This is a genomic window from Halorubrum sp. DM2, assembly GCF_901686465.1.
Lineage (GTDB): Archaea > Halobacteriota > Halobacteria > Halobacteriales > Haloferacaceae > Halorubrum.
Window position 1 is genome coordinate 424058 of sequence record NZ_LR594487.1, and the last position, 20380, is coordinate 444437.

At 69.8% G+C, this 20380-nt stretch carries 18 protein-coding genes; 10 read left to right on the forward strand and 8 right to left on the reverse strand.

Translation table 11 applies throughout. The annotated features are described in order from the left end of the window. Positions 1–223: 223 nt before the first annotated feature. Both QOL69_RS02215 and QOL69_RS02220 read left to right on the forward strand, forming a co-directional pair. A complete protein-coding gene (locus tag QOL69_RS02215) occupies positions 224–769 on the forward strand; it encodes a pyruvoyl-dependent arginine decarboxylase (protein ID WP_283401871.1) in 546 nt (181 codons plus the stop codon). A 70-nt stretch (positions 770–839) separates the two neighbouring features. Beyond that, positions 840–1217, forward strand: a complete 378-nt coding sequence (locus QOL69_RS02220) for a DUF5811 family protein (RefSeq protein ID WP_006628157.1) — start codon at positions 840–842, stop codon at positions 1215–1217. Between the two features lie 37 nt (positions 1218–1254). Here QOL69_RS02220 and QOL69_RS02225 read toward each other — a convergent pair whose 3' ends face one another. From QOL69_RS02225 to QOL69_RS02240, 4 genes are all read right to left on the reverse strand, one after another. Beyond that, a complete protein-coding gene (locus tag QOL69_RS02225) occupies positions 1255–2199 on the reverse strand; it encodes a M14 family metallopeptidase (protein WP_283401872.1) in 945 nt (314 codons plus the stop codon). Between the two features lie 97 nt (positions 2200–2296). Continuing rightward, positions 2297–3805: a lipopolysaccharide biosynthesis protein gene (locus QOL69_RS02230; RefSeq protein ID WP_283404197.1), complete on the reverse strand. Its 1509-nt coding sequence runs from the start codon at positions 3803–3805 to the stop codon at positions 2297–2299. A 247-nt stretch (positions 3806–4052) separates the two neighbouring features. Further along, entirely contained in the window at positions 4053–5039 is a 987-nt protein-coding gene (locus QOL69_RS02235; protein WP_283401873.1) for an aldo/keto reductase, read from the reverse strand. Positions 5040–5697: 658 nt separating this feature from the next. Further along, a complete protein-coding gene (locus QOL69_RS02240) occupies positions 5698–6813 on the reverse strand; it encodes a pyridoxal-phosphate-dependent aminotransferase family protein (protein WP_283401874.1) in 1116 nt (371 codons plus the stop codon). 159 nt (positions 6814–6972) lie between these two features. On the opposite strand from QOL69_RS02240, the gene QOL69_RS02245 reads away from it, so the two are divergent. From QOL69_RS02245 to QOL69_RS02255, 3 genes are all read left to right on the forward strand, one after another. Continuing rightward, the gene (locus QOL69_RS02245; RefSeq protein ID WP_283404198.1) at positions 6973–7569 is read left to right on the forward strand and encodes a metal-dependent hydrolase; all 597 of its coding nucleotides are present in this window, start codon (positions 6973–6975) and stop codon (positions 7567–7569) included. 179 nt (positions 7570–7748) lie between these two features. Continuing rightward, positions 7749–8777 carry a thymidylate synthase gene (thyA, locus tag QOL69_RS02250; protein WP_283401875.1) on the forward strand — a complete coding sequence of 343 codons (1029 nt, stop codon included), beginning with the start codon at positions 7749–7751 and terminating at the stop codon, positions 8775–8777. After that, complete coding sequence (locus QOL69_RS02255; protein ID WP_283401876.1) at positions 8777–9310, forward strand: dihydrofolate reductase; 534 nt, start codon at positions 8777–8779, stop codon at positions 9308–9310. The genes thyA and QOL69_RS02255 overlap by 1 nt, the downstream gene beginning before the upstream one ends. A gap of 16 nt (positions 9311–9326) precedes the next feature. On the opposite strand, the gene QOL69_RS02260 is transcribed toward QOL69_RS02255, so the two are convergent. Then, on the reverse strand, positions 9327–9743 hold the full coding sequence (locus QOL69_RS02260) for a thiol-disulfide oxidoreductase DCC family protein (protein ID WP_048077840.1): 417 nt from the start codon (positions 9741–9743) through the stop codon (positions 9327–9329). A 164-nt stretch (positions 9744–9907) separates the two neighbouring features. On the opposite strand from QOL69_RS02260, the gene QOL69_RS02265 reads away from it, so the two are divergent. Continuing rightward, positions 9908–11575 carry an HTTM domain-containing protein gene (locus tag QOL69_RS02265; protein WP_283404199.1) on the forward strand — a complete coding sequence of 556 codons (1668 nt, stop codon included), beginning with the start codon at positions 9908–9910 and terminating at the stop codon, positions 11573–11575. A gap of 56 nt (positions 11576–11631) precedes the next feature. On the opposite strand, the gene QOL69_RS02270 is transcribed toward QOL69_RS02265, so the two are convergent. Next, positions 11632–12513, reverse strand: a complete 882-nt coding sequence (locus tag QOL69_RS02270) for a homoserine kinase (RefSeq protein WP_283401877.1) — start codon at positions 12511–12513, stop codon at positions 11632–11634. A 130-nt stretch (positions 12514–12643) separates the two neighbouring features. Further along, complete coding sequence (locus tag QOL69_RS02275; protein ID WP_048077838.1) at positions 12644–12895, reverse strand: DUF8006 family protein; 252 nt, start codon at positions 12893–12895, stop codon at positions 12644–12646. 134 nt (positions 12896–13029) lie between these two features. On the opposite strand from QOL69_RS02275, the gene QOL69_RS02280 reads away from it, so the two are divergent. The 3 genes from QOL69_RS02280 (at position 13030) to QOL69_RS02290 (ending at position 17475) form a co-directional block, all read left to right on the forward strand. After that, a complete protein-coding gene (locus QOL69_RS02280; RefSeq protein ID WP_048077874.1) occupies positions 13030–14304 on the forward strand; it encodes a TIGR00341 family protein in 1275 nt (424 codons plus the stop codon). 140 nt (positions 14305–14444) lie between these two features. Further along, positions 14445–16667 (forward strand): formate/nitrite transporter family protein, encoded by a 2223-nt coding sequence (locus tag QOL69_RS02285; protein ID WP_283401878.1) that lies wholly within the window; start codon positions 14445–14447, stop codon positions 16665–16667. Positions 16668–16725: 58 nt separating this feature from the next. Beyond that, positions 16726–17475: an SIMPL domain-containing protein gene (locus tag QOL69_RS02290; RefSeq protein ID WP_283401879.1), complete on the forward strand. Its 750-nt coding sequence runs from the start codon at positions 16726–16728 to the stop codon at positions 17473–17475. Positions 17476–17529: 54 nt separating this feature from the next. Here the strand turns inward: QOL69_RS02290 and QOL69_RS02295 are convergent, their stop codons facing one another. Further along, positions 17530–18513, reverse strand: coding sequence for an NOG1 family protein (locus tag QOL69_RS02295; protein ID WP_048077837.1), 984 nt, complete (start codon positions 18511–18513; stop codon positions 17530–17532). Between the two features lie 200 nt (positions 18514–18713). On the opposite strand from QOL69_RS02295, the gene QOL69_RS02300 reads away from it, so the two are divergent. Further along, on the forward strand, positions 18714–20177 hold the full coding sequence (locus tag QOL69_RS02300; protein ID WP_283401880.1) for an arginine/ornithine antiporter ArcD: 1464 nt from the start codon (positions 18714–18716) through the stop codon (positions 20175–20177). The last annotated feature ends 203 nt before the right edge of the window (positions 20178–20380 follow it).

Genomic DNA, 20380 nt, shown 5'->3' on the forward strand with positions numbered 1-20380 from the left:
ACCGCGACCGCACAGCACCTCTCACCTCCCCAGCCTCGTCGCTGGCGGCCGTCGCTCCGCTCCGACCGCCGGCGACTCCCTCGCGCGGTGCTCCTCGCGGTCGCCTCCGGCGACCGCTCGGAGGCACGCGCCACCACGACTGTCTCGATTCGGGGACCCATCCGAGACGGTCGTCCGAGTCGGTTCGTAACCCCTTACCGCGCTCGTCGCCGATTTCCCGTCGATGAACACCATCCATGTCGCCGGCGGCGTCGGGGTCGCCGACACGGCGATGGCCTCCTACGACGCCGCGCTCGCGGACGCGAACCTCCACAACTACAACCTCGTGGCGGTCTCCTCCGTCGTCCCCGCCGAGGCGACCGTTGAGGCGGTCTCGGAAGCGCCGAACTTGGGCCCCGCGGGGAACCGGCTCACGGTCGTCGAGGCGCGTCGGACGATCGGCCCGGGCGACGCGGTGGACTTCCGCGAGGGCGGCCGCGCGGGCGCTGAGGACGCCGAGTCGAAGCGCGCGCCCCGCCGACATCCCGACGCGGTCGCGGGGCTGGGCTGGGCGACCGGTCCCGGTCCCGGCCTCTTCTACGAGGTGACCGGCGAGGACGGCGACGACGTCCGCAATCGGATCCGCGACGGCCTCGACGCCGGTGCCGACCTCCGCGACTGGGAGCTTCCCGACCGAGAGACGCGCGTCGAGACGGTCGCCGCCGAGGCGGACCGGTACGCCACCGCGGTGGTGATCGCCGCCTACGGCGAGTCCGAGCCGATCCTGTAGCGCAGCCGGGCGGATCCTGTCGCCGCCGACGCCTTTTTGACTCGTTGCCGCGTACGTGTCGTGTCTTCGAATGAACGGCAACAACCCGTACGCCGGGGCACCGGGTGTGACGGACGCGGGCTCGCCCGCGGCCGTCGACCTCTCTCCGGATCAGGAACGACAGCTCCGGCGCGCGGTCGCCGGAATCGTATCGCGAACCGAATCGTATCTCCCCGACAGCTACGCCGTCGGCTCCGAGCTGTCTGTCGGTGCGAACGGTCCGCAGGCGACCGTCGCCGTCAACCCCCCGGCGGGCCACCCGGTCTCCGCCGGATTCACGCCGGACCCGGAGGACCTCGACGCCGGAATTGCCGAGTCCGACACCGACGAGGTCGCCCGCGGGCTGGCCGCCAGCGCCGCGGTCCAGGTGATGGACGCCGTCGGCGACATCACGCCGACCGCCAAGTAGCGACGCCGCTCGTTCCGATCAGTCTGAACCGTTTCGTTCAGTTCGCCCCGCCTCGTTTTCCGTCGTCCTCGCTTCCGTCGTCGCCTCCCGTACTCCCCTCCTCGCCCTCCGCGTCGTCCTCCTCGTCGATCGGGTACACTCGATTCTCGCCCACTCCGGGCGGTTTCACGATGCCGGTGACGCGGCCGTACATGCCGAAGATATCGTCGTAGCCGCGTTCGCTGGCGAGGATCGGGACCACGCCGGGCTCCTCGACGCGGTGGGTGTACACGTCGTCCTCGGCGAACACCGCGCCCTCCGGGATCGGCTCGAAGTTCGCGAAGTGGACGTGCGGCTCCCCGCCGCCCTTCGGCACCTCCTCGCGGCCCTCGACCACCGTCGTCTCCGAGAACGTCGGCTCCTCGTCCGCGATCGCGCCGTGGACGCGGAGGAACGCCCGACACGCCTCGTAGCCGAACTCGACGGCCTCCTCGCTGCCCTGCCGGCCCACCTCGATCGAGACGGTGTGGGGGACGGTGGAGTCGAGCGTCGTCGACCGCAGCCCGCTCGCGTCGACGACGTGGTCGACCGGAAGCCCGGTGACGGTGCGACGGACCGACTCCGTGAGGTCGCTGAAGATGGCGAACGGCGGCGGCGCGCTGTGGGAGGTGTGGAGCGCGAGCACGGCGTCGAACCCCTCCAGCTCGGCGGCGAGCCGCGCCGCCAGCGCGCGCTCGTACTCGTCGCTGTCGGCGTCGCCCGGGAACGACCGGTTGAGGTCGGCGTCGGTATAACGCGTCTCGGCCGCTATCGCCGGCTCGTTGGCGATTATCAGCCGGACGAGTCCCGCCGAACCAGATCCGTCCTCGGTCGTCTCATCGAGGGGATCGAGTTCGTCCGCGAGGCGTCTCACTATCCGTTCGCCGGCGGGCTCGTCGCCGTGGATTCCGCCGACGATCGCGACGCGGGCCGACCCCGCCGACCCGCGGTCGATCGTTTGCATACGCACTCTACGTCGCGGTCGGTTCATAAATCGTCGCGGTCCGCGACGGGCGGCCGCTCGCCGGTCGCTGATGGACCCTCGGGCCGTCGGGGCCCCGCTACCGGAACCGCTCCGCGAGCGCGACCCGGTACCGCCGCGCCAGCCGCCGCGCGACGAACCGGTCGCGGGGGTCGACGCCGAGGAGTGAAAGCGACGACGCGTACGCGGCGAGTCCGACCGGAACGCCGGCGAGGACGGCGGTCGGTCCGGCGAACAGCGCGCGGACCGCGTACATCGCGGCGACGGCGACGCCGCCGGCCGCGAGCGGCGGGAGGAAGGTGCGGTCGAACGGCCACAGCCCCTCGAAGTGACGCAGGAGGACGACCTGAATTCCGTTCTGGACCGCGATGGCGAGGGACGTGCCGAGCGCGGCCCCGACGAGCCCGTACCGGACGACGAACGCGTACGTCAGTCCGACGTTGAGGACCGCGAGCAGCCAGTCGAGCGCCATCCGCGCGTACTGGTGGTCGGTCATCATCAGGAGCCACCCGGTCGCGCCGACCGCGCTCCCGACGAACACCCCGCCGAGGTAGACGACGAGCGGGAGGTAGCCGGCGACGTACGGCTCGCCGAACAGCGCCAGCATCTCCCGGCCGTACACGGTCAACACGGCGAGGATCGGCACGACCGCGGTGACGATCTGTCGCGTGACGGAGCCGTACACCGCGTTGAGCGTCTCGGTCCGGCCGCTCGCGTACAGCTCGGAGGCGACCGGCGGGAGCAGTTGGTTGAAGGAGAGGAGGGGGATCCACGCGACCGCGATCACCACGAGGACGACGTTGTACACGCCGGCCGCGGTCGCCGTCAGCAGCGCGCCGACGAGCAGCACGTCGACGCGGTTCTGGAACACCTTCCCGAGGCTGCTCATCGCGACCGGGGCCGCGTGGTCGTAGAACCGCCGCGCCTCCCCGCGAACGCCCCGGATCGACGGGCGGACGCCGGTGACCGACGCGGAGAGTGGGACGGCGGCCGCGGCGAGCAGCGCTGTCGCGGCGACGATCGCGCCGGCGACGCCGACGACGGAGTAGCCGAGCGCGAGCGCCCCGAGCGCGCCGACGAGCCGGACGCCCGGCCGGAGCAGCTTGTTGAACAGGATCTCGCCGCGGGCGGAGCCGACCGCGCGGAAGAGCGCGGACGCGACCATCACCACGCCGAGGAAGCCGACGAGGGCCCCGAACGCGCGCATCGTCCCCGGAAACGCCGGCTCGGTGACGGTCCGGGCGTTTATCGCCGGCGCAGCGAGCCAGACGCCGCCGGCGAACGCGACCCCGAACCCGACCGTCGTCGCGTACGCGAGGCCGGCGACCGTCCCCTGCCGCCCCGGATCGTCCGCGTACTCGGGAAGATACCGCTGAATGGCGGGGACGCTCCCGAACGTCACGAGCCGCGAGCACAACTGTGCGATCCGCCACGCCAGCGCGTAGACGCCGTAGGCCGTCGGCCCGAGTCCGCGGGTCAGGACGAACTCGGTCGCGGCCGTCAGCGCCCGCTGGCCCGCGACCCCGCCCGAGGTGAGTACCGCGCCGTGCGCGATGGTCTCCAAGGCCTCGCGCTCGTCGGCGGGGATCGAGTCGGTCGCGCGCTCGTCGCCCCCGTCGTGCTCGTCGCCCTCGTCGCGCTCGTCGCCCCCGTCGTGCTCGTCGCCCCCGTCGTGCTCGTCGCCCTCTCCGCGCTCGTTGCCCTCCCCGCGCTCGGTCGCCGTTTCGTCGCGTTCGCTCTCCACGGTCGCCTCTGCCGATCCGGTCGCGATCGCGCGGAAAAAGGGACGCGTTTCGCCGTCGCCACCGACGGGGATTCTCTCCCTGAACCCCGATTCACCAGCGCTGGTGGACGTGCGCCCGCACGTGCTCGTCGTACACCTCGCCTGCGGCCTCGCGCTCGGTTTCGGAGAGGGGGTCCGCCTCGCTCGCGGCCGCGTTCGACCGGACGTGTTCGGGCGTCGTCGACCCCGGAATCACGGTCGAGACTGCGTCGTGATCGAGGATCCACCGCAGCGCGAACTCCGGCAGGGGCCGGTCGTCGGGCAGGCGCTCGCCGAGCGCGTCGACCGCGTCGAGGCCCGCCTCGAAGGGGACGCCCGCGAACGTCTCGCCCACGTCGAACGCCTCGCCCTCGCGGTTGTAGTTGCGGTGGTCGTCCTCGGGGAACTCGTCGTCGCGCGAGAGCGCGCCCGTGAGCAGCCCGGAGGCGAGCGGCACCCGACAGATCACGCCGACATCGCGCGCGGCGGCCTCCTCCAAGAACAGCGCCGCCGGGCGCTGGCGGAAGGGGTTGAAGATGATCTGGACCGTCTCGACGCCCGGGTACTCGATCGCTTTGAGCCCCTCCTCGACGCGCTCGACGCTGACGCCGTAGGCGTCGATCCGCCCCTCCTCGGCGAGCGTCGCCAGCGCGTCGAACGTCTCCGGCCGGTAGTAGACGTCCGTCGGCGGGCAGTGGAGTTGGACCAGATCCAGCGTCTCGGTCCCCAGATTCTCTCGCGACCGATTCACGAAGCGCCGCAGGTTCGCCTCGCCGTACCCGTCCGCCTCGTGCGGGTCGAGTCGGCGGCCGGCCTTCGTCGCGACCGTCACGTCGCCGCTCGCGATCTCGTCGGCTAGCACCTCGCCGACGATCCGCTCCGAGCGTCCGTCGCCGTACACGTCGGCGGTGTCGAAGAAGTCGACGCCGGCGTCGCGGGCGGCCTCGACCGCCGCGACCGCCTCGTCTTCGGTGACCTCGCCCCAGTCGCCGCCGATCTGCCAGGCCCCGTAGCCGACCTCGCTGACGCGTCCGACGCCGCCGAGTTCTCGGTGATTCATGCGCCGATCTGATCGCGGCGGGGGCAAGGGCGTTCCGGAGGCGGAATTCGAGTTCTTACGCTAGTCCACACTCCCGGTCGCGGTGGCGCGCGCCTCCGAGCGCCCCACAGGGCGCGAGGAGCGCCGCGCGAGGGAGTCAGTCGCCGGAGCAACGCGGAGGCGACCGACGAGGCTGGGGAGGTATGAGGTGCGGTTGCTGTGCGGTGTGGGGTGGGACTCGAAGGGGCAGCCGCGAGGACGAAGCACGACGAAGTAAGCACCGCAGGGAGTGAGCGAAGCGAACGACCGAGGAGCACAGCGAGTCGCGCGAGTCCCGCGAGCGAAAGCGAGCGGGACCACGAAAGACGCAGCGCCGAGCGAAGCGAGGCGACCGTCTTTCGGAGGTCCTCGCGGCTGGGGCTTCGACGGTGTTCGTGCGCTCAGCGATTTATAAACAAGATCATCGTACAGCCGATCGGCTGGGACTTCGACGGTGTTCGTACCGATCAGCCATTTATAAACAAATCTGCTCTCGTACGGCCGAGCAGCCGGGGGATCTGGAATCTTCTGCCGATTTTACGGCAACCACTTATAAATAATCGGCCGAGAGCGTTCGCGTCGCCTCCCGGAACCTGCTGTCGAGCGCGACAGAACGAGCTCCGTGACGGCAAACAGCCACTTATAAGACGGCTTCCAAGGCGTCCATCGTCTCCTCGACGCGGTCGACGCGGGCGTTGTGGCCCATGTGGCCGACCCTGAGAATGTCGTCCGCACTCTCGCCGAGTCCGGTCGCCAGCACCACGTCGTGCGCCTCCCGCAGTCGCTCCTGTAACTCCGCGGCCCGCCCCGGAACCCGGAACGCGGTCACGGTCGGCGAACTTCGCTCCGAGTCCGGGACCGTCTCCAACCCCAACGCCGCGCCGCGCTCTCGACACCGCGCCGCGGCCGACTCGTGTCGCTCCCGGACCGCGTCGAGCCCCTCCGCCAGCCATAGGTCGAGCGCCGCGTCGAGCGCGACGACCTCGGTCGTCAGGTGCGTGTACGGGAATTCGTCGCTCACGTCGCGGAACGGGAGGAAATTCGCGTACAGCGAGTGCGGGTCCCGCTCCTCCATCGCGGCCCACGCGCGGTCGCTCACCGCGGCCGTCGCGAGCCCCGGCGGGGCGCTGAAACACTTCTGGGACGCGCCGAGACACACGTCGATGCGGTCGGTCGGCACGGCCACCCCGCCGAGCGAGGAGACGGCGTCGACGACCGTGAGTATCTCCCCGTCAGCGGCCTCGATCCGGTCGAGCGCGGCGTCGATATCGTTCAGCGTCCCGGTCGGCGTCTCGCAGTGGACGGTCGTCGCGAGGTCGAAGTCGGCGTCGTCGGCCGCGAGCGCCTCGTCGAGCGCGTCGAGCGGGAGCGGCTCGTCGTGGGGAGCGGCGACGAGCGTCGCCTCGCCGCCGTACGACTCGACGAAGTCGGCGAACCCCTCGCCGTAGAGCCCGTTCGACAGGCACAACACCTCGGTTCCGGGTTCGACCAGCGAGGCGACGGCCGCCTCCAGCCCTAAGATTCCCTCGCCGCCGAGGACGACCACGTCGCGCTCGGCGGTCGCGGCGCTTCCCCGGTCGTCCGCGCCTGCGTTCTCGGCTCCCCCCGAATCGACGCCGTAGACGGTCGCGAGTCGCTCCGTGACCCGACCGTATATCTCCCGGAATCGCGGGTCCACGTCGGGATTGATCAGCTCGCGGGACATCGCCTCGCGCACCGGTTCGGGGACCGCGGTCGGTCCCGGCGTCATGAGCATACGCCCCGGTTTGGCCGGGCGAACATAAACGGACCGCGGGAGCGACAGAACGATCTGCGAGAGCGCGGGAACACGAAAATGACCTGCGGGAGCGCGGGAACGACTCCACGGGAACCCGACACGTTCATATCGTTCTGTCGCCTCGTTTCCGCCACGATGATGCTCCCGACCCACGTGCTCGCGGGGATGCTCCTCGCGGCCCCGCTGGTTCGGGTCGCGCCGGAGCTGGCCCCGGTCGGGTTCGCCGCCGGCTTCCTCGGCGGTCTCTTCCCCGACCTCGACATGTACACCGGGCACCGCAAGACGTTCCACTACCCCGTCTACTACTCCGCGCTCGCGGTTCCGGCGACGCTGGCCGCGCTCCTCGCTCCCTCCACGGTCACCGTCGCCGTCGCCCTCTTCCTCCTCGGGGCGGCGCTCCACAGCGTCGCCGACGTGTTCGGCGGCGGCTTGGAGCTCCGGCCGTGGGAGGGCAACTCCGACCGCGCGGTGTACGATCACTACCGCGAGGAGTGGGTCGCCCCGCACCGCGGCGTCCGGTACGACGGCGCGGTCGAGGACCTCGCGATCTGCGTCGCGCTAGCGATCCCCCTCCTCCTCTTGGTCAACAGCCCGCTCCGCGAGGTCGTGATCGGCACGGTCGTCGTCGCGGCCGTGTACGCCGTCCTGCGCCGACGCCTCGCGGAGATCGCGGCGGCGCTGATCCGGCTGCTCCCCGACGCCCTCGACCCCTACCTCCCCGAGCGGTATCGGTGAGGCGTCGTCGCGGCCGTCGCGGCGGCCTCGCCGTTTCCGCCCGGCCGGGTCTCCCGCGAACCGACTCGGATCACGGTCGACGTCGCCGGCTGGATCAACGTTATTAGGTGTCCCGACTCGTTTCATCCGACAACAGTCCGCGCCGGCGACCGGGTCGGTTCCGGCGCGCACGACCCACCATGCAACAGTACCTCGACCTCGTCGACGACGCGCTCTCGACGGGCACGTACAAGCCGAACCGGACCGGCGTCGACACCATCGCGACGTTCAGCGGGCAGTACACGATCGACCTCGCCGAGGGGTTCCCGCTCTTGACTACGAAGAAGATGGACGGCTACCGGTGGAACTCGCTCATCCACGAGGTGTTGTGGTACCTCTCCGGCGAGGAACACATCCGGAATCTCCGCGAGGAGACGAAGATCTGGGACGCGTGGGCCGACGACGAGGGGAAGCTCGACACCGCGTACGGCCGGTTCTGGCGACGTTATCCGGTTCCGGCGGACGACGCCGCGCTCCCCGGCGAGACGTGGCCCGACGACGCGCACCGCTGGGTCACCGTCGAGGAGGCCGACGACGGGACGGAACGCCGCACGTTCGATCAGATAGGGTACGTCCTCGACACGCTGGCGGAGAACCCCCACTCGCGCCGGATGGTCGTGAACGCGTGGCACCCGGCGAACGCCGCCGTCTCGACGCTGCCGCCCTGCCACTACAGCTTCGTGGTGAACGTCCAGGACGGGCGGCTCAATCTCCATCTCACGCAGCGCTCGGGCGACATCGCGCTCGGCGTCCCGTTCAACATCGCGGCGTACGCGCTGCTCGCGAACGCACTCGCCCAGCGGACCGGCTTCGAGGTCGGCGAGTTCGGTCACACCGTCGTCGACGCCCACGTCTACTGCGGCCGCGGCGACCGCGGGAAGTGGTACGCGAACAACCTGAAGTACGTCCAAGAGCGGCTCGCGAACGTCGAGAGCAAAGAGGAGTACCTCGACGTGAAAAGCTGGGTCGAGCGCACCGCGCCCGACGAGCCGAACGGTCAGGAGGGGTACGACCACGTGCCCGGCCTGCTCGAACAGCTCTCGCGGACGCCCCGCGACCGCCCGCGGATCGAGATCGCGGACGCACCGCTCGACGAACTGACCTACGACGATGTCGAACTCGTCGACTACGAGAGCACGGACGGCATCTCGTTCGCGGTCGCGGAGTGATGGCGGGCGACGACGCCGATCCCGACCTCGTCCTCGTCGCCGCGGTCGCCGAGAACGGCGTGATCGGCGACGACGACGGGATGCCGTGGCACTACCCCGCGGATCTGGCGCACTTCAAGCGGCTCACGACCGGCCACCCGGTGATCGTCGGCCGGAAGACGTACGAGGGGATCAGAGACCGGCTCGGCGGCCCGCTCCCCGACCGGACCAGCGTCGTGATGACGACGCGGTCGATCGACGACGCGGACCTCTCGGACGGCGCGGTCGTCGCACACGACCTCGATGAGGCCGTCTCTCGCGCGACCGCGGACGCCGCCGACCGCGGCGTCGACGCCGTCTACGTCATCGGCGGCGCGACGGTGTACGAGCAGTTCCTCGACCGCGCCGACCGGCTGGTGATCACCGAGATCCCCGAGCGTCCCGGCGGCGACGCGCGCTTCCCCGAGTGGGACGCCGAGGAATGGACCGAAACCGACCGCGAGGCGGAGGACGACCTCGCGTTCGTCACCTACGAGCGACGCGGCGCGAACTGACCGCCGCCGCGTTTTCTCACTCGATGAACCGCGACTCCACGTCCCCTGACGGCATCATACATCGGTCCTTCTTGCCGAACCAGCGGTATCGGTGCTCGGCGACGAAGTCGTACACGCGGTCGCGGACCGGCGCGGGGACGTATCGGAACGGGGAGAGCAGCCGGTAGCGGCCGCCGAGTCCCGTCGCGATCCGAATGACCGCCGCCGACTTCACGTAGCTCTCGCCGTCCTCGATCAGGACGATCGACTCGATCTCGTCGGTCGGGAGGTCGTGTTCGGCCAGCAGCGCCTGTCCGACCTCGGACTGGAGGGAGGCGAACCGGTACTTCCCCTCCGGGTCGCGGGGGTGGACGAACTGTACGAACCCGCTACAGAGGTTACAGACGCCGTCGAACAGTATGATCGCGGCGTCCTCCGGGATGTCCCCGTCCATCACCCGTAATCGTACGCCGCCGCCGCAGTTCAGGATTCCGGTGCGATCGGACCGAGTCCCCCCGGAAGCCGAGCGACGGCGACCACGCGACGGCGACCGCGCGCCGTCGCACGGAAAACTTATACTGATTCCTCCGCGTCTCCAACTAGTTGGACTCCAAGATCATGGCTCGAAGCCTCTCGGTCGCGGGCGTCCGGTCGCGGTTCTCGGCCGTCGTTCGACGGCTCTCGGCGGCGGTCGCCGCGCGGGCCTCGGTCGACCGGCGCGCGCTCGCCGCCTTCCGGATCGGGCTCGGAACGCTGCTGATCGCCGACCTGCTCCGGCGCTCGCGCTCGCTTTCCGCCTTCTACACCGACTACGGCGTGCTCCCGCGACGCGCGCTGGTCGCCGACTACTCGGAGCTGTACTCGCTCCACGCGCTCTCCGGCGAACCGTGGGCCGTCGCGTCGCTGTTCGCGGTCGCGGGCGCTGTCGCCCTCGCGCTGGCCGTCGGCTACCGGACGCGGCTCGCGACGGTCGCCTCGTGGCTGCTGTTGCTCTCGCTTCAGGCCCGGAACCCGATGGTGTTGAACGCGGGCGACGCCCTGCTGGCGATGCTGCTCTTCTGGGGCATCTTCCTCCCGCTCGGCGCGCGCTGGTCGGTTGACGCGATCGGGCGATCGGACGCCGAAAACCCCGGCGACGGCGTGATGCCCGCCGCCGTCGACGAGGCGACGTCGGAACCCGGTCCCTCCACGGGGGGATCGCGCGGGGCCGCCGTGGCGACGGTCGCCTCGCTGGGAGTGCTCCTCCAGATGCTGGTGATGTACGTGACGAACGGCGTCCACAAGCTCGAGGGGGACCTCTGGATGGGTGGCGAGGCGGTCGCGTACGTCATGCAGGCGGACCAGTTCACCTACCTCCTCGGCAACCACATCGCCGCGTTCCCCGGTCTGCTGCGCGCGGCCACGTACGTGTGGGTCGCACTGCTTTTCGCCTCGCCGCTGCTGGTCCTCCTCACGGGCTTCCCGCGCGCCGCGGTCGCCTCGGTTTTCGTCGGCACCCACCTCGGGATGGCGGTCACGATGCGGATCGACCTGTTCCCCGTCATCGCCGTCGTCGGCTTCGTCCCGTTCTACCAGACGCCGGTCTGGGACGCCGCGGAGCGCGCGGTCGACCGGTTCGGGCCGTCGACGGACCTCGACCGTTGGCGTACGCACCTCGCATCCGTCGGGCGGACGCTCACCTCGCTCGACGCGTCGCTGCCCCGGCTAACACGGAACGACCGCCTCGACGACCTCTCGAGCGGTGTCCGAGCGGGAATCGAACGCGGTCGCCCGCTCTTCTCGACGGTCATTCCCGTCTTCTTCGTCGTGTTGATCGTCCTCTCGAGCGCGCAGTCGGTCGGCTACGGCGAGGTTCCGGACCCCGGCGAGGAGGTCTTAGAGACCGTCGAGATGGACCAGCACTGGCAGATGTTCGCGCCCGAGCCGGTTCGCACGACGCGGTGGTTCGTCGCGCCCGGAACCCTCGAAAACGGGAGCGAGCGGGACGTGCTCCACGACGGCGAGGTCTCCATGGACCGGCCGCCCGACGTTGACGCGACCTATCCCTCCGCGCGCTGGCGAAAATACCTCTCGAACGTCTACTCGGGAGACAACGAGAAGCACCGCTCGTACCTCGCGCACTACCTCTGTGAGGAGTGGAACCGGACCCACGCGACCGGCGTCGAGAACGTCACCGTCTACCAGCTGTACGAGCGGACCGACCCGTACAACGGGAGCGTCCAGGCCGCGAACGAGTTCGAGATGATCGAGTACGACTGCTCGGGCGAGTTCGTCCAGAACGGGTGAGCCGCGGTCGACCTCGTGCGGTTCCGCGCAGTTGTCCGACGCGTCCCGTCTGCCGACTACTCGTCGAGGACCGTCGAGCCGCGGCCGATCCGGCTCTGGTAGGCGCGCGCATCGATCCCGACCCCGTCGAAGGCGTCGAGCATCGCGGCGGCGATCTCCCGCCGGTCATGCTCGCGGCAGGCGGCGATCACCGCGGGACCGGCACCGCTGACAGTGACTCCCGTGGCCCCGGCGTCGAAGGCGCGCTGGCGAACCTCGTCGTAGCCCGTGATCAGACGGGCGCGCTCGGGGGTGACCACCGGGTCGTCCATGCCGAGACCGACGAGGTCGGGGTCCGACCGGCACATCCCGATCGCCAGCGTCGCCGCGTTGCCGACCGTCTCGACAAGCGCGTCCATCGAGGCGGTCTCGGGGACGACCCGGCGCGCGTCCCGGGTCGAGACGGCGACGTCGGGCAGGCAGACGACGAGGGGGATCGCGGCGTCGACCGACCGGGTTCCCTCGGCGGTCGTCACGGTGAAGCCGCCGAGGATCGATGGCGCGACGTTGTCCGAGTGCGCGACGCCGGAGACGACCGCCTCGCCCTCGGCGGCGATCGGGACCAGTTCCTCGCGGGAGAGCCCGCGGTCGTAGAGCCGGTTGAGCGCGACCGCCGCGCCCGCGGCGCTCGCGGCCGAGGAGCCGAGCCCCGACGCCGGGCGGACGCCCTTGTCGATGTGGATCCGCGCCGGCGCGTCGAGCGCCTCGACGACGGCCCCCACGGTGTTCTTCTCGGGGTCCTCCGGGATGTACTGCGCGCCGACGCCCGTGACCTCGATCGTCGTCTCGGCCGCCTTCTCGACCGTGACGACGTCCGCCGGCCGCGAGAGGGCCGCCCCGAACACGTCGAAGCCGCTCCCGAGGTTCGCGCTCGTCGCGGGGGCCCGTACCGTTACCATGGCGGGGAGTGTCGCCGGGGGCAAAAAAAGAAGCGGGATCGAACAGGAACCGAAACCGCGACGCGATCGGTCGCACTCGTCGGCGGAACGCGGGAAGAAAGAGACGGAAACGCTCGGGAGAAGGCCGGTCTCAGCTTTCGGACATCGTCCACAGTAGCGTGCCGATCAGGATGAGCGGGATGCCGACGAGGACGAAGGTCGCCGGCATCGTCGTGTACGGTGCCGCGAGGAAGACGACGCCGAAGACGGCCAAGATCGACGCGAACATCTTCTGGGACTTCAGCGGCGCGGCCCCGAGAAGCGAGACGACGAGCCCGAACAGTATGACGTGCCCAAGGTGGTAGTTGAGCAGGAACGTGTCGATGACCAGCGGCGAGATCATTCTTAGCTGGAGGTGCGAGCGATTCGCGCATTAAAGTTCCGTTTCTCGCGGCTCGCGGCGACCGCGACGCCGTCCGCGTGCCCACCTTATAAGAGTCGGCGGCGCGACCGGCGACCGTGCGACTCGTTCAGGTCATGATACCGGCGGGCAAGCGCGCGGCGGTCGTCCGCGCGCTCGACGACGAGGGGGTCGACTACGTCGTCACCGACGAGACCAGCGGCCGCGAGTACACCGCGGTCGCGACGTTCCCGCTGCCGACGGCCGCGGTCGAACCGGTCCTCGAACGGCTCCGCGAGGCGGGGATCGACGAGAGCACCTACACCGTCATCGTCGCGGCAGAGACGGTCATCTCCCGGCGGTTCGAGGCGCTCGAAGAGCAGTACGAGGAGGACGCCGAGCACGGCGGCGACCGGATCTCCCGCGAGGAGCTCCAGGCGAAGGCCGAGGGGCTCGCCTCGGGGCTGGGGACGTACGTGTTGATGACCGTTATCTCGGCGGTGATCGCCACCGCCGGGCTGCTGTTAGACTCCCCCGCGACCGTCGTCGGCTCGATGGTGATCGCGCCGCTCATCGGCCCCGCGATGTCCGCGGCGATCGGCACCGTCGTCGACGACGAGTCGCTGTTCCGGCGCGGGGTGCGGATGCAGATACTGGGCGTCGCGGTCGCGGTCTTCGCGGCCACGGCGTTCGCGCTCGCGTTGCGCTCGCTCGCCTTGGTCCCGCCCGGGCTCGACCCGCTCGAACTCGCGGAGGTGTCCGAACGGCTCGCGCCGAACGTCCTCGTCCTCGTCGTCGCGGTCGGCGCGGGTATCGCGGGTATCGTCTCGCTGATAACCGGCGTCTCGGCGACGCTCGTGGGCGTGATGATCGCGGTGGCGCTGATCCCGCCCGCGGCCGCCGTCGGGATCGGGATCGCCTTCCGGATCCCGCGGCTCGTGATCGGCGCGGGCATCATCGTCGCGGTGAACGTCCTCTCGATCAACCTCTCCGCGCTCGTGATGCTGTGGTACGAGGGGTACCGCCCGCAGCGATGGTTCCGCGAGGACGACGCGCGCGCCGCGTTCCTCAAGCGCGTCGCCGTGCTCGCGGTCGCCATCGCGCTGCTCTCGGTGTTCCTCGGCGGCGTCACCTACGACTCGTACGTCGCCTCGACCACGGAGACCGACATCCGGGCCGCCGCGAGCGACGAGCTGACGGCGCTGAACTCGGAGTTCGAACTGCTCGAACTCACCGTCGAGCGCACCGGAACGGTCCCGCCGCTCAAAACCGATCGGGTGGTGGTCACGGTCGGCGTGCCGCCCGGCGGTCCCGTCGAGGGTATCGCGCCCGTACTCGACGGCCGCATCGAGACCGTGGTCGACGGCGAGGTCACCGTCGAGGTCCGCACGGTGACCGTCGAACGCGCCTGAGTCCGCGGTGACCGCGGACGCTTCTCGCCGAGCCGTTCCGCCCTCGCCGAGCCGTTCCGATCTCTCCGCGGTCCGGTCGTTTTTCGACCGCGTGAACGGAAGAGCAAGGGCTTTTTATCGGGACGCCGTGGCCTCCGCCAGTGACTGACTCAGAGCCACCCGACGACGATTCGATGCGTGAGGTCGTCGAGCGGTCCCGAAGCGGCGCGCCGGCGGTCGGCGAGGCCGTCAGGGACCGGTTCTCCTCAGACGAGGTGTTCCAGCGGATCATCGCCGCCGCGGACGAGGAGGTGACCTCGGGGAGCCGCGAGCTGTTCTTCAGCGGGCTCGCTGCCGGGCTGGCGATCACGATCACGTTCATGCTGTACGCGTCGCTGACGGCGGCGACCGACTCAAACCCGATCTTGAGCGTCCTGCTGTACCCGCTCGGGTTTATCTACATCATCATCGGCGGTTACCAGCTGTACACCGAGAACACGCTCCCGCCGGTGGCGCTCACGCTCGAACGGCTCGCGAGCCTCCCGACCCTGCTCCGCCACTGGACGATCGTGCTCGCGGGCAACTTCGCCGGCGGCGCGATCGGCGCGGCCGTCCTCTCGTACGGCGGCGTCTTCACGGGCGACACCGTCGAGGCGGCGCGATACATCTCCGAGGGCGGCTTCGGCATGGAGTTCGTTCCGCTCTTCTTCAAGGCCGCGATGGCGGGGCTCATCGTCGCCGGCGTCGTCTGGGTCGGCTTCGCCTCCACCGACTCCGTGAGCCGGATGCTCGTCGTCTACCTCGCGTTCCTCGCGATCCCGCTCGGCGACCTGTTCCACGTTGTTGTCTCCTTCACCGAGGTCGTGTACCTGTTCTTTGAGTACAGTATTCCGCTGTACGGCGCGGAGATTAGCCTCTATTCCGGCCTCATCGGCTTCGTCGTGCCGGTGTTGCTCGGTAACACTATCGGCGGCGTCGTCCTGGTGACGCTCGTCAACTACTTCCAAACGAGCGAGGAGCGGCTCGAAGAGGCTCGCTTCGAGGGCGTGAGCCGCCGCCTGACCGTGCCCGAGTGGGTGTTCGGCCGCGCGGCCGGTCGATCGTACGTCCCGATCTTGGACGCCACCGAGGCGACCCTGTTCGCGGGCGAGGGGTACCGTATCATGGTGCCGATCACGAACCCGCGGACCGACGGGCCGATAGTCGAGCTGGCGGCGCGGCTCGCGAGCAGCCACGAGGAGGGCGTCGTCCACATCGTTCACGTCGTCCAAGCGCCGGAGCGCATGTCGCTGTCCTCGGGCGACGCGGGCCGTCGGATAGCCGATGTCTCCGCCGAGGGAATGGCGAACCTCCGGTCGACGGCGGCCGACTACGACGTCGAGGTGTCGACGTCGACGGTGATCTCGCACCGCTCGTTCGAGGAGGTGTTCAACATGGCGCGCCGGACCCGCCCGGACTCGGTGCTGATGGGGTGGGGCGACGACCAGCTGTGGAGCGCCGCCCGCGCCGAGCGCCCGATCGACGAGCTGACGAACCAGCTCCCCTGCGACTTCCTCATCCTCAACGAGCAGGACCTCGACACCTCGCGGATCCTCATCCCCACTTCCGGCGGGCCGGACTCGGCGCTGAGCGCGGAGGTGGCGAAGGTGCTCGCGGACACCGCCGACGCCGAGGTGACGCTGCTCCACGTGGTTGACGGCCCGGAGAACCGGGAAGACGGGAGGTCGTTCCTCGCGGCGTGGGCCGACGAACACGGGCTCACGGACGCCGAGTTCGTCGTCGACGACGGCGGCGACGTCGAGTCGGCCATCGTCGAGGTGGCGACCGACAAGACGCTCGTCATCATCGGCGCGACGGAGAAGGGCCTGCTCTCCCGGCTCGTCTCGAACTCGCTCCACCTCGACGTGATCCACGAGGTCGACGCCTCGGTGCTGCTCACCGAACGCCCCAGCTCGCGGTCGCTGCGCGAGCGGCTGTTCGGCTCCGGTCGCCGCGCGACCGATCTGTCGGGCGGGGTCGACCGCGACCCTGAACAGTCGCAGGGGACCGACGTGCGGGATGTCGGGGGCAACGGAGATAGCAACGGTGGCGGTGATGGTGACGGCGACGGTGGTGGCAACGGTGACGCGGACCCCGACGGCGACAACGGGGGATCGGACAGCGGCGCTGCCGACGCCGCGGACGCATCCGTCGCCGACGCGCTCGCCGACGCCGACGGCACCGGGGACGGAGGGTCTCCCGACGACGTCGACGACGGCCCCGCGGACGAACAGCCGCACCTCGACGACACGTACGTGGTGGACCACGACGAGGCCGACGAGGAGGCGGCCGAGGAGGAGGCCGCCGAAGATGCGGCCGAAGACCGCGCCCGCGACGACGAATAGCGAAAGCGACTCTTTGCGCCATCGGCGTTTTATAGGTCTCCGCCGTCGATCGGTCGGTATGGACAGACGACTGACGGCACTCATCGGCATCGCGGCGCTCGTCGCGCTCGCCGGCTGCTCGGGGTTCGCGGGGACCGCGACGCCGACCGACGGCGACGAAGCGCAACTGGAACGGAGCATCGAAGTGACCGCCGCCGGCGAGGCGACGTCGGCACCGGATCGCGCCACCCTTCGCGTCGCGGTGACCGCGACGGGCGAGGACGCCGCGGCGGTCCGCGACGAGCTGGACGCCGGCGAGGAGGAACTCCGGGGCGCGCTGACGGACTGGGGGCTCGACGACGACGCGATCCGGACCGACCAGTACGACGTTCGCGAGAGCTACGAGACCCGAGACAATCCGAACCGGACGCGGTACGAGGGTTCCCACCAGTACGTGATCGAACTCGACGACGTCGACGCCGTCGGCGAGGTCATCGACGTCTCCGTCGACGCCGGTGCGGACGAGGTCCAGCGGATCCAGTTCGGTCTGAGCGACGAGCGCGAGCGCGAGGTCCGCGAGCGGGCGCTCGAAACGGCGATGACGAACGCCGACGACGACGCGGCCGCGCTCGCGAACGCGAGCGGGCTGGAGGTGTCCGGCGTCTACGAGGTGTCGACCGCGCAGTCGCAGTCGCGGCCGTACGTGGCCGAGTCGTACGCGGCGGCGGACGGCGGGGACGCGTCCGGCGGCGCTTCGACCGCGGTCGAGACGGGCGACGTGAGCGTGAGCGTCTCCGTGAACGTCGTGTACGAAGCGGTTCCGGCCTGAGAACGCGGCTATCGGTCGTTTTCTTTCGCAGGGACGTTCGAGACGATCGACCGACTACTCCCCGTCGCGGGTGGGGAGGTCCGGCTCGTAGCCGACCGCGTCGACGGCCAGATCGAGGACGGCCTCGACGTTCTCGTCCTCGGTGACGCTCATCGTCGCGTCGACGGACTCGGCTCTGACCGCCTCGAAGCGGTCGTGTTTGTTCGCCACCGTGAGCAGCGGCACGTCCGCGCCGAACAGTTCGCGGACTTCCTCGCGGAGTTCGAGCTGGACGTCGAGCGGGTAGCCGCAGTCGCCGGAGGGATCGAGCACGAAGACGACCGCGTCCGCGAGGTGTTCTAAGGCGCTGACCGCCTGCCGCTCGATGTCGTTGCGCTCCTCTTCCGGCCGGTCGAGCAGCCCGGGCGTGTCGACGATCTGGTACCGGACGTGGTTCCGCTCGAAGTGACCGATCTGGACGCCCTTCGTGGTGAACGGGTACTCCGCGATCTGGTTCGACGCGCGGGTGACGCGGTTGACGAACGAGGACTTCCCGACGTTCGGGTAGCCGGCGACGACGATGGCCGGCTCGTCGGGACGGATGTCCGGGAGCACCTTCAGCTGATCGCGCGAGTCGCCGATGTACCGCAGATCGTCTTCGATCTGGTCCATCACGTCCGCCATGCGGGCGAACGCCTGCTTGCGGTGTTTCCGCGCGGTGTCGACGTCGGAGTTGCGGATCTTCGTCGTGTACTCGTCGCGGAGGTCCTCGATCTGGCGGCTGGCCCACATCACCTGCGAGAGCGCCTGTCGGAGCCGGTCGACGTCGACGATTGCGTCCGCCAGCTCGTAGTAGAACGGGTCGACGTCGAAGCCGAAGTCGGGCCACGAGGTGACGACGTTCTCCAAGTTGTCCGAGAGCACGTTGCCGGCGGTCCGCAGCATCGACTCCTGCGCCTCGTGGCCGCGCTTCGCGCGTCCGGCCCGAGCCGCCCGCGAGAACGCCTTGTCGACGAGTTCCTCCGCGCGCGGAGTCGTCGGGAGGCCCTCAAATATCATGTTACCCCGGCTTCGCCGCCGACGCGTATAAGACCGTCCGTTCGCGGACCGCCGCGACACGGCGGCACACGGTTAGACGCGGGAGGTGCTGGGGGAAACGCTTCCCTTCACCGCCGCCCGCCGAGAACAAGATGAATGATTATTATATTATTCGCGCATATTTCGAGACGTTCTTATGCTTCAAAGGAATAATTGCGGTCATGGCACGCTCGTTCACGCCCACGGCGTACGAGGACCTCGACCCGGACCGCCGCCCGAGCCTCGCGGCGGCGCTGGTCCCGGTCCTCGCCATCGTGGCGTTCCTCGGTATCGGCTCGGCCGTCCTCGGTCTCGACCCGCACCCACCGCTCCTCTGGAGTATCGCCTTCGTCGGCGCGTTCGGGCTGTGGCTCGGCTACGACTGGGACGACCTGTTCGACGGGGTCGCGAACGGACTCGTGATGGGTCTGCAGGCGATCCTCATCATCTTCACCATCTACGGGCTGATCGCGACGTGGGTCAGCGCCGGCACGATCCCCAGCCTGATGTACTACGGGCTGGAGATACTCTCGCCGACGACCTTCCTCCCGGCGGCCGCCGTCCTCGCCGCCGTCGTCGCGTTCGCCATCGGCTCCTCGTGGACGACGGTCGGGACGCTCGGCGTCGCCTTCGTCGGCATCGGCGCGGGGCTCGGCGTCCCCGCCCCGATGACGGTCGGGGCCGTCCTCTCGGGCGCGTACGCCGGCGACAAGCAGTCGCCGCTCTCCGACACGACGAACCTCGCCGCCGGCGTCACTAACACCGACCTGTACGCGCACATCCGCCGGATGCGGACCGGCACCGCGATCGCCTTCGGGCTCGCCGTGATCGCGTTCGCCGCTGTCGGACTCCAGGTTAGCGGCTCCATCCCGGCGGGACGGATCGCCGAGATTCAGGGCGGTCTCACCGAGACGTACGCGATCACCGTCCTCGCCTTCGTCCCGCTCGTCGTCACCTTCGGCTTGGCGCTGCGCGGGTACGCCGCGCTCCCGACCCTCGTCGCGGGCGTGTTCGCCGGTGCGTTCACGACGATCCTCCTTCAGGGGGCCGGCTTCGTCGCCGCGTGGGAGACGTTCATGTACGGCACCGCGCCCGAGTCGGCCTCGAACACGGTGAACGAACTCCTCGCGACCGACGGACTCACCGGATCCGCGTGGACGATCACGGTCGTCGTCGCCGCGCTCTCGCTCGGCGGCATCTTAGAGCGCACGGGCGTTCTCGCGGTGATTGCCCACGCGTTCACCTCGGCCGTGCGGAGTCCGGGCGCGCTCATCGCCGGAACCGGCATCTCCGCCATCCTCATCAACGCGCTCACCGCCCAGCAGTACATGAGCATCGTTCTGCCGGGCGTCACGCTCCGGAACACCTACGACGAGTTCGGGATGGACTCCGACCAGCTCTCCCGCGCGGTCGAGGCCGCTGGGACCCCGACCGGCGCGCTGATCCCGTATCACGCGGGAGCCGTCTTCATGGCGAGCGCCACCGGCGTGCCGACGCTCCAGTACGCACCGTACTACCTGTTCGCGTTCTTCTCGCCGGTCGTGCTGTTCGTCATGGCCCTGACCGGCTACACCATCGACGTGAACCCGGTCTCGGCCGACGACCCCGGTAAGACGCCGACTGCGACCCCCGGCAGCGACGACTGACGCTCGCTCTTCCGCTCCGCTCCGAGGTTCGGACCGGGTCGGACATCTCCTTCCGATCGCGGAACCACTCGCTCCTTTCCGATCCCGGAACCCCCTGCCTCCACCCGATCCCAGAACCGACCGCCTCGACCGGATCGGTTATGCCTCGCGCGGGATCGATCCGGTCTATGTCCGACCGGTGGCTGTACGCTTGGGGGCTCGCG

Bases quoted from the DNA above. Each gene is read 5' to 3' on its own strand.
- QOL69_RS02215 (WP_283401871.1), top strand. From the start codon at position 224: ATGAACACCATCCATGTCGCCGGCGGCGTCGGGGTCGCCGACACGGCG.
- QOL69_RS02220 (WP_006628157.1), top strand. From the start codon at position 840: ATGAACGGCAACAACCCGTACGCCGGGGCACCGGGTGTGACGGACGCG.
- QOL69_RS02225 (WP_283401872.1), bottom strand. From the start codon at position 2,199: ATGCAAACGATCGACCGCGGGTCGGCGGGGTCGGCCCGCGTCGCGATC.
- QOL69_RS02235 (WP_283401873.1), bottom strand. From the start codon at position 5,039: ATGAATCACCGAGAACTCGGCGGCGTCGGACGCGTCAGCGAGGTCGGC.
- QOL69_RS02240 (WP_283401874.1), bottom strand. From the start codon at position 6,813: ATGCTCATGACGCCGGGACCGACCGCGGTCCCCGAACCGGTGCGCGAG.
- QOL69_RS02245 (WP_283404198.1), top strand. From the start codon at position 6,973: ATGCTCCCGACCCACGTGCTCGCGGGGATGCTCCTCGCGGCCCCGCTG.
- thyA (WP_283401875.1), top strand. From the start codon at position 7,749: ATGCAACAGTACCTCGACCTCGTCGACGACGCGCTCTCGACGGGCACG.
- QOL69_RS02255 (WP_283401876.1), top strand. From the start codon at position 8,777: ATGGCGGGCGACGACGCCGATCCCGACCTCGTCCTCGTCGCCGCGGTC.
- QOL69_RS02260 (WP_048077840.1), bottom strand. From the start codon at position 9,743: ATGGACGGGGACATCCCGGAGGACGCCGCGATCATACTGTTCGACGGC.
- QOL69_RS02265 (WP_283404199.1), top strand. From the start codon at position 9,908: ATGGCTCGAAGCCTCTCGGTCGCGGGCGTCCGGTCGCGGTTCTCGGCC.
- QOL69_RS02270 (WP_283401877.1), bottom strand. From the start codon at position 12,513: ATGGTAACGGTACGGGCCCCCGCGACGAGCGCGAACCTCGGGAGCGGC.
- QOL69_RS02275 (WP_048077838.1), bottom strand. From the start codon at position 12,895: ATGATCTCGCCGCTGGTCATCGACACGTTCCTGCTCAACTACCACCTT.
- QOL69_RS02280 (WP_048077874.1), top strand. From the start codon at position 13,030: ATGATACCGGCGGGCAAGCGCGCGGCGGTCGTCCGCGCGCTCGACGAC.
- QOL69_RS02290 (WP_283401879.1), top strand. From the start codon at position 16,726: ATGGACAGACGACTGACGGCACTCATCGGCATCGCGGCGCTCGTCGCG.
- QOL69_RS02295 (WP_048077837.1), bottom strand. From the start codon at position 18,513: ATGATATTTGAGGGCCTCCCGACGACTCCGCGCGCGGAGGAACTCGTC.
- QOL69_RS02300 (WP_283401880.1), top strand. From the start codon at position 18,714: ATGGCACGCTCGTTCACGCCCACGGCGTACGAGGACCTCGACCCGGAC.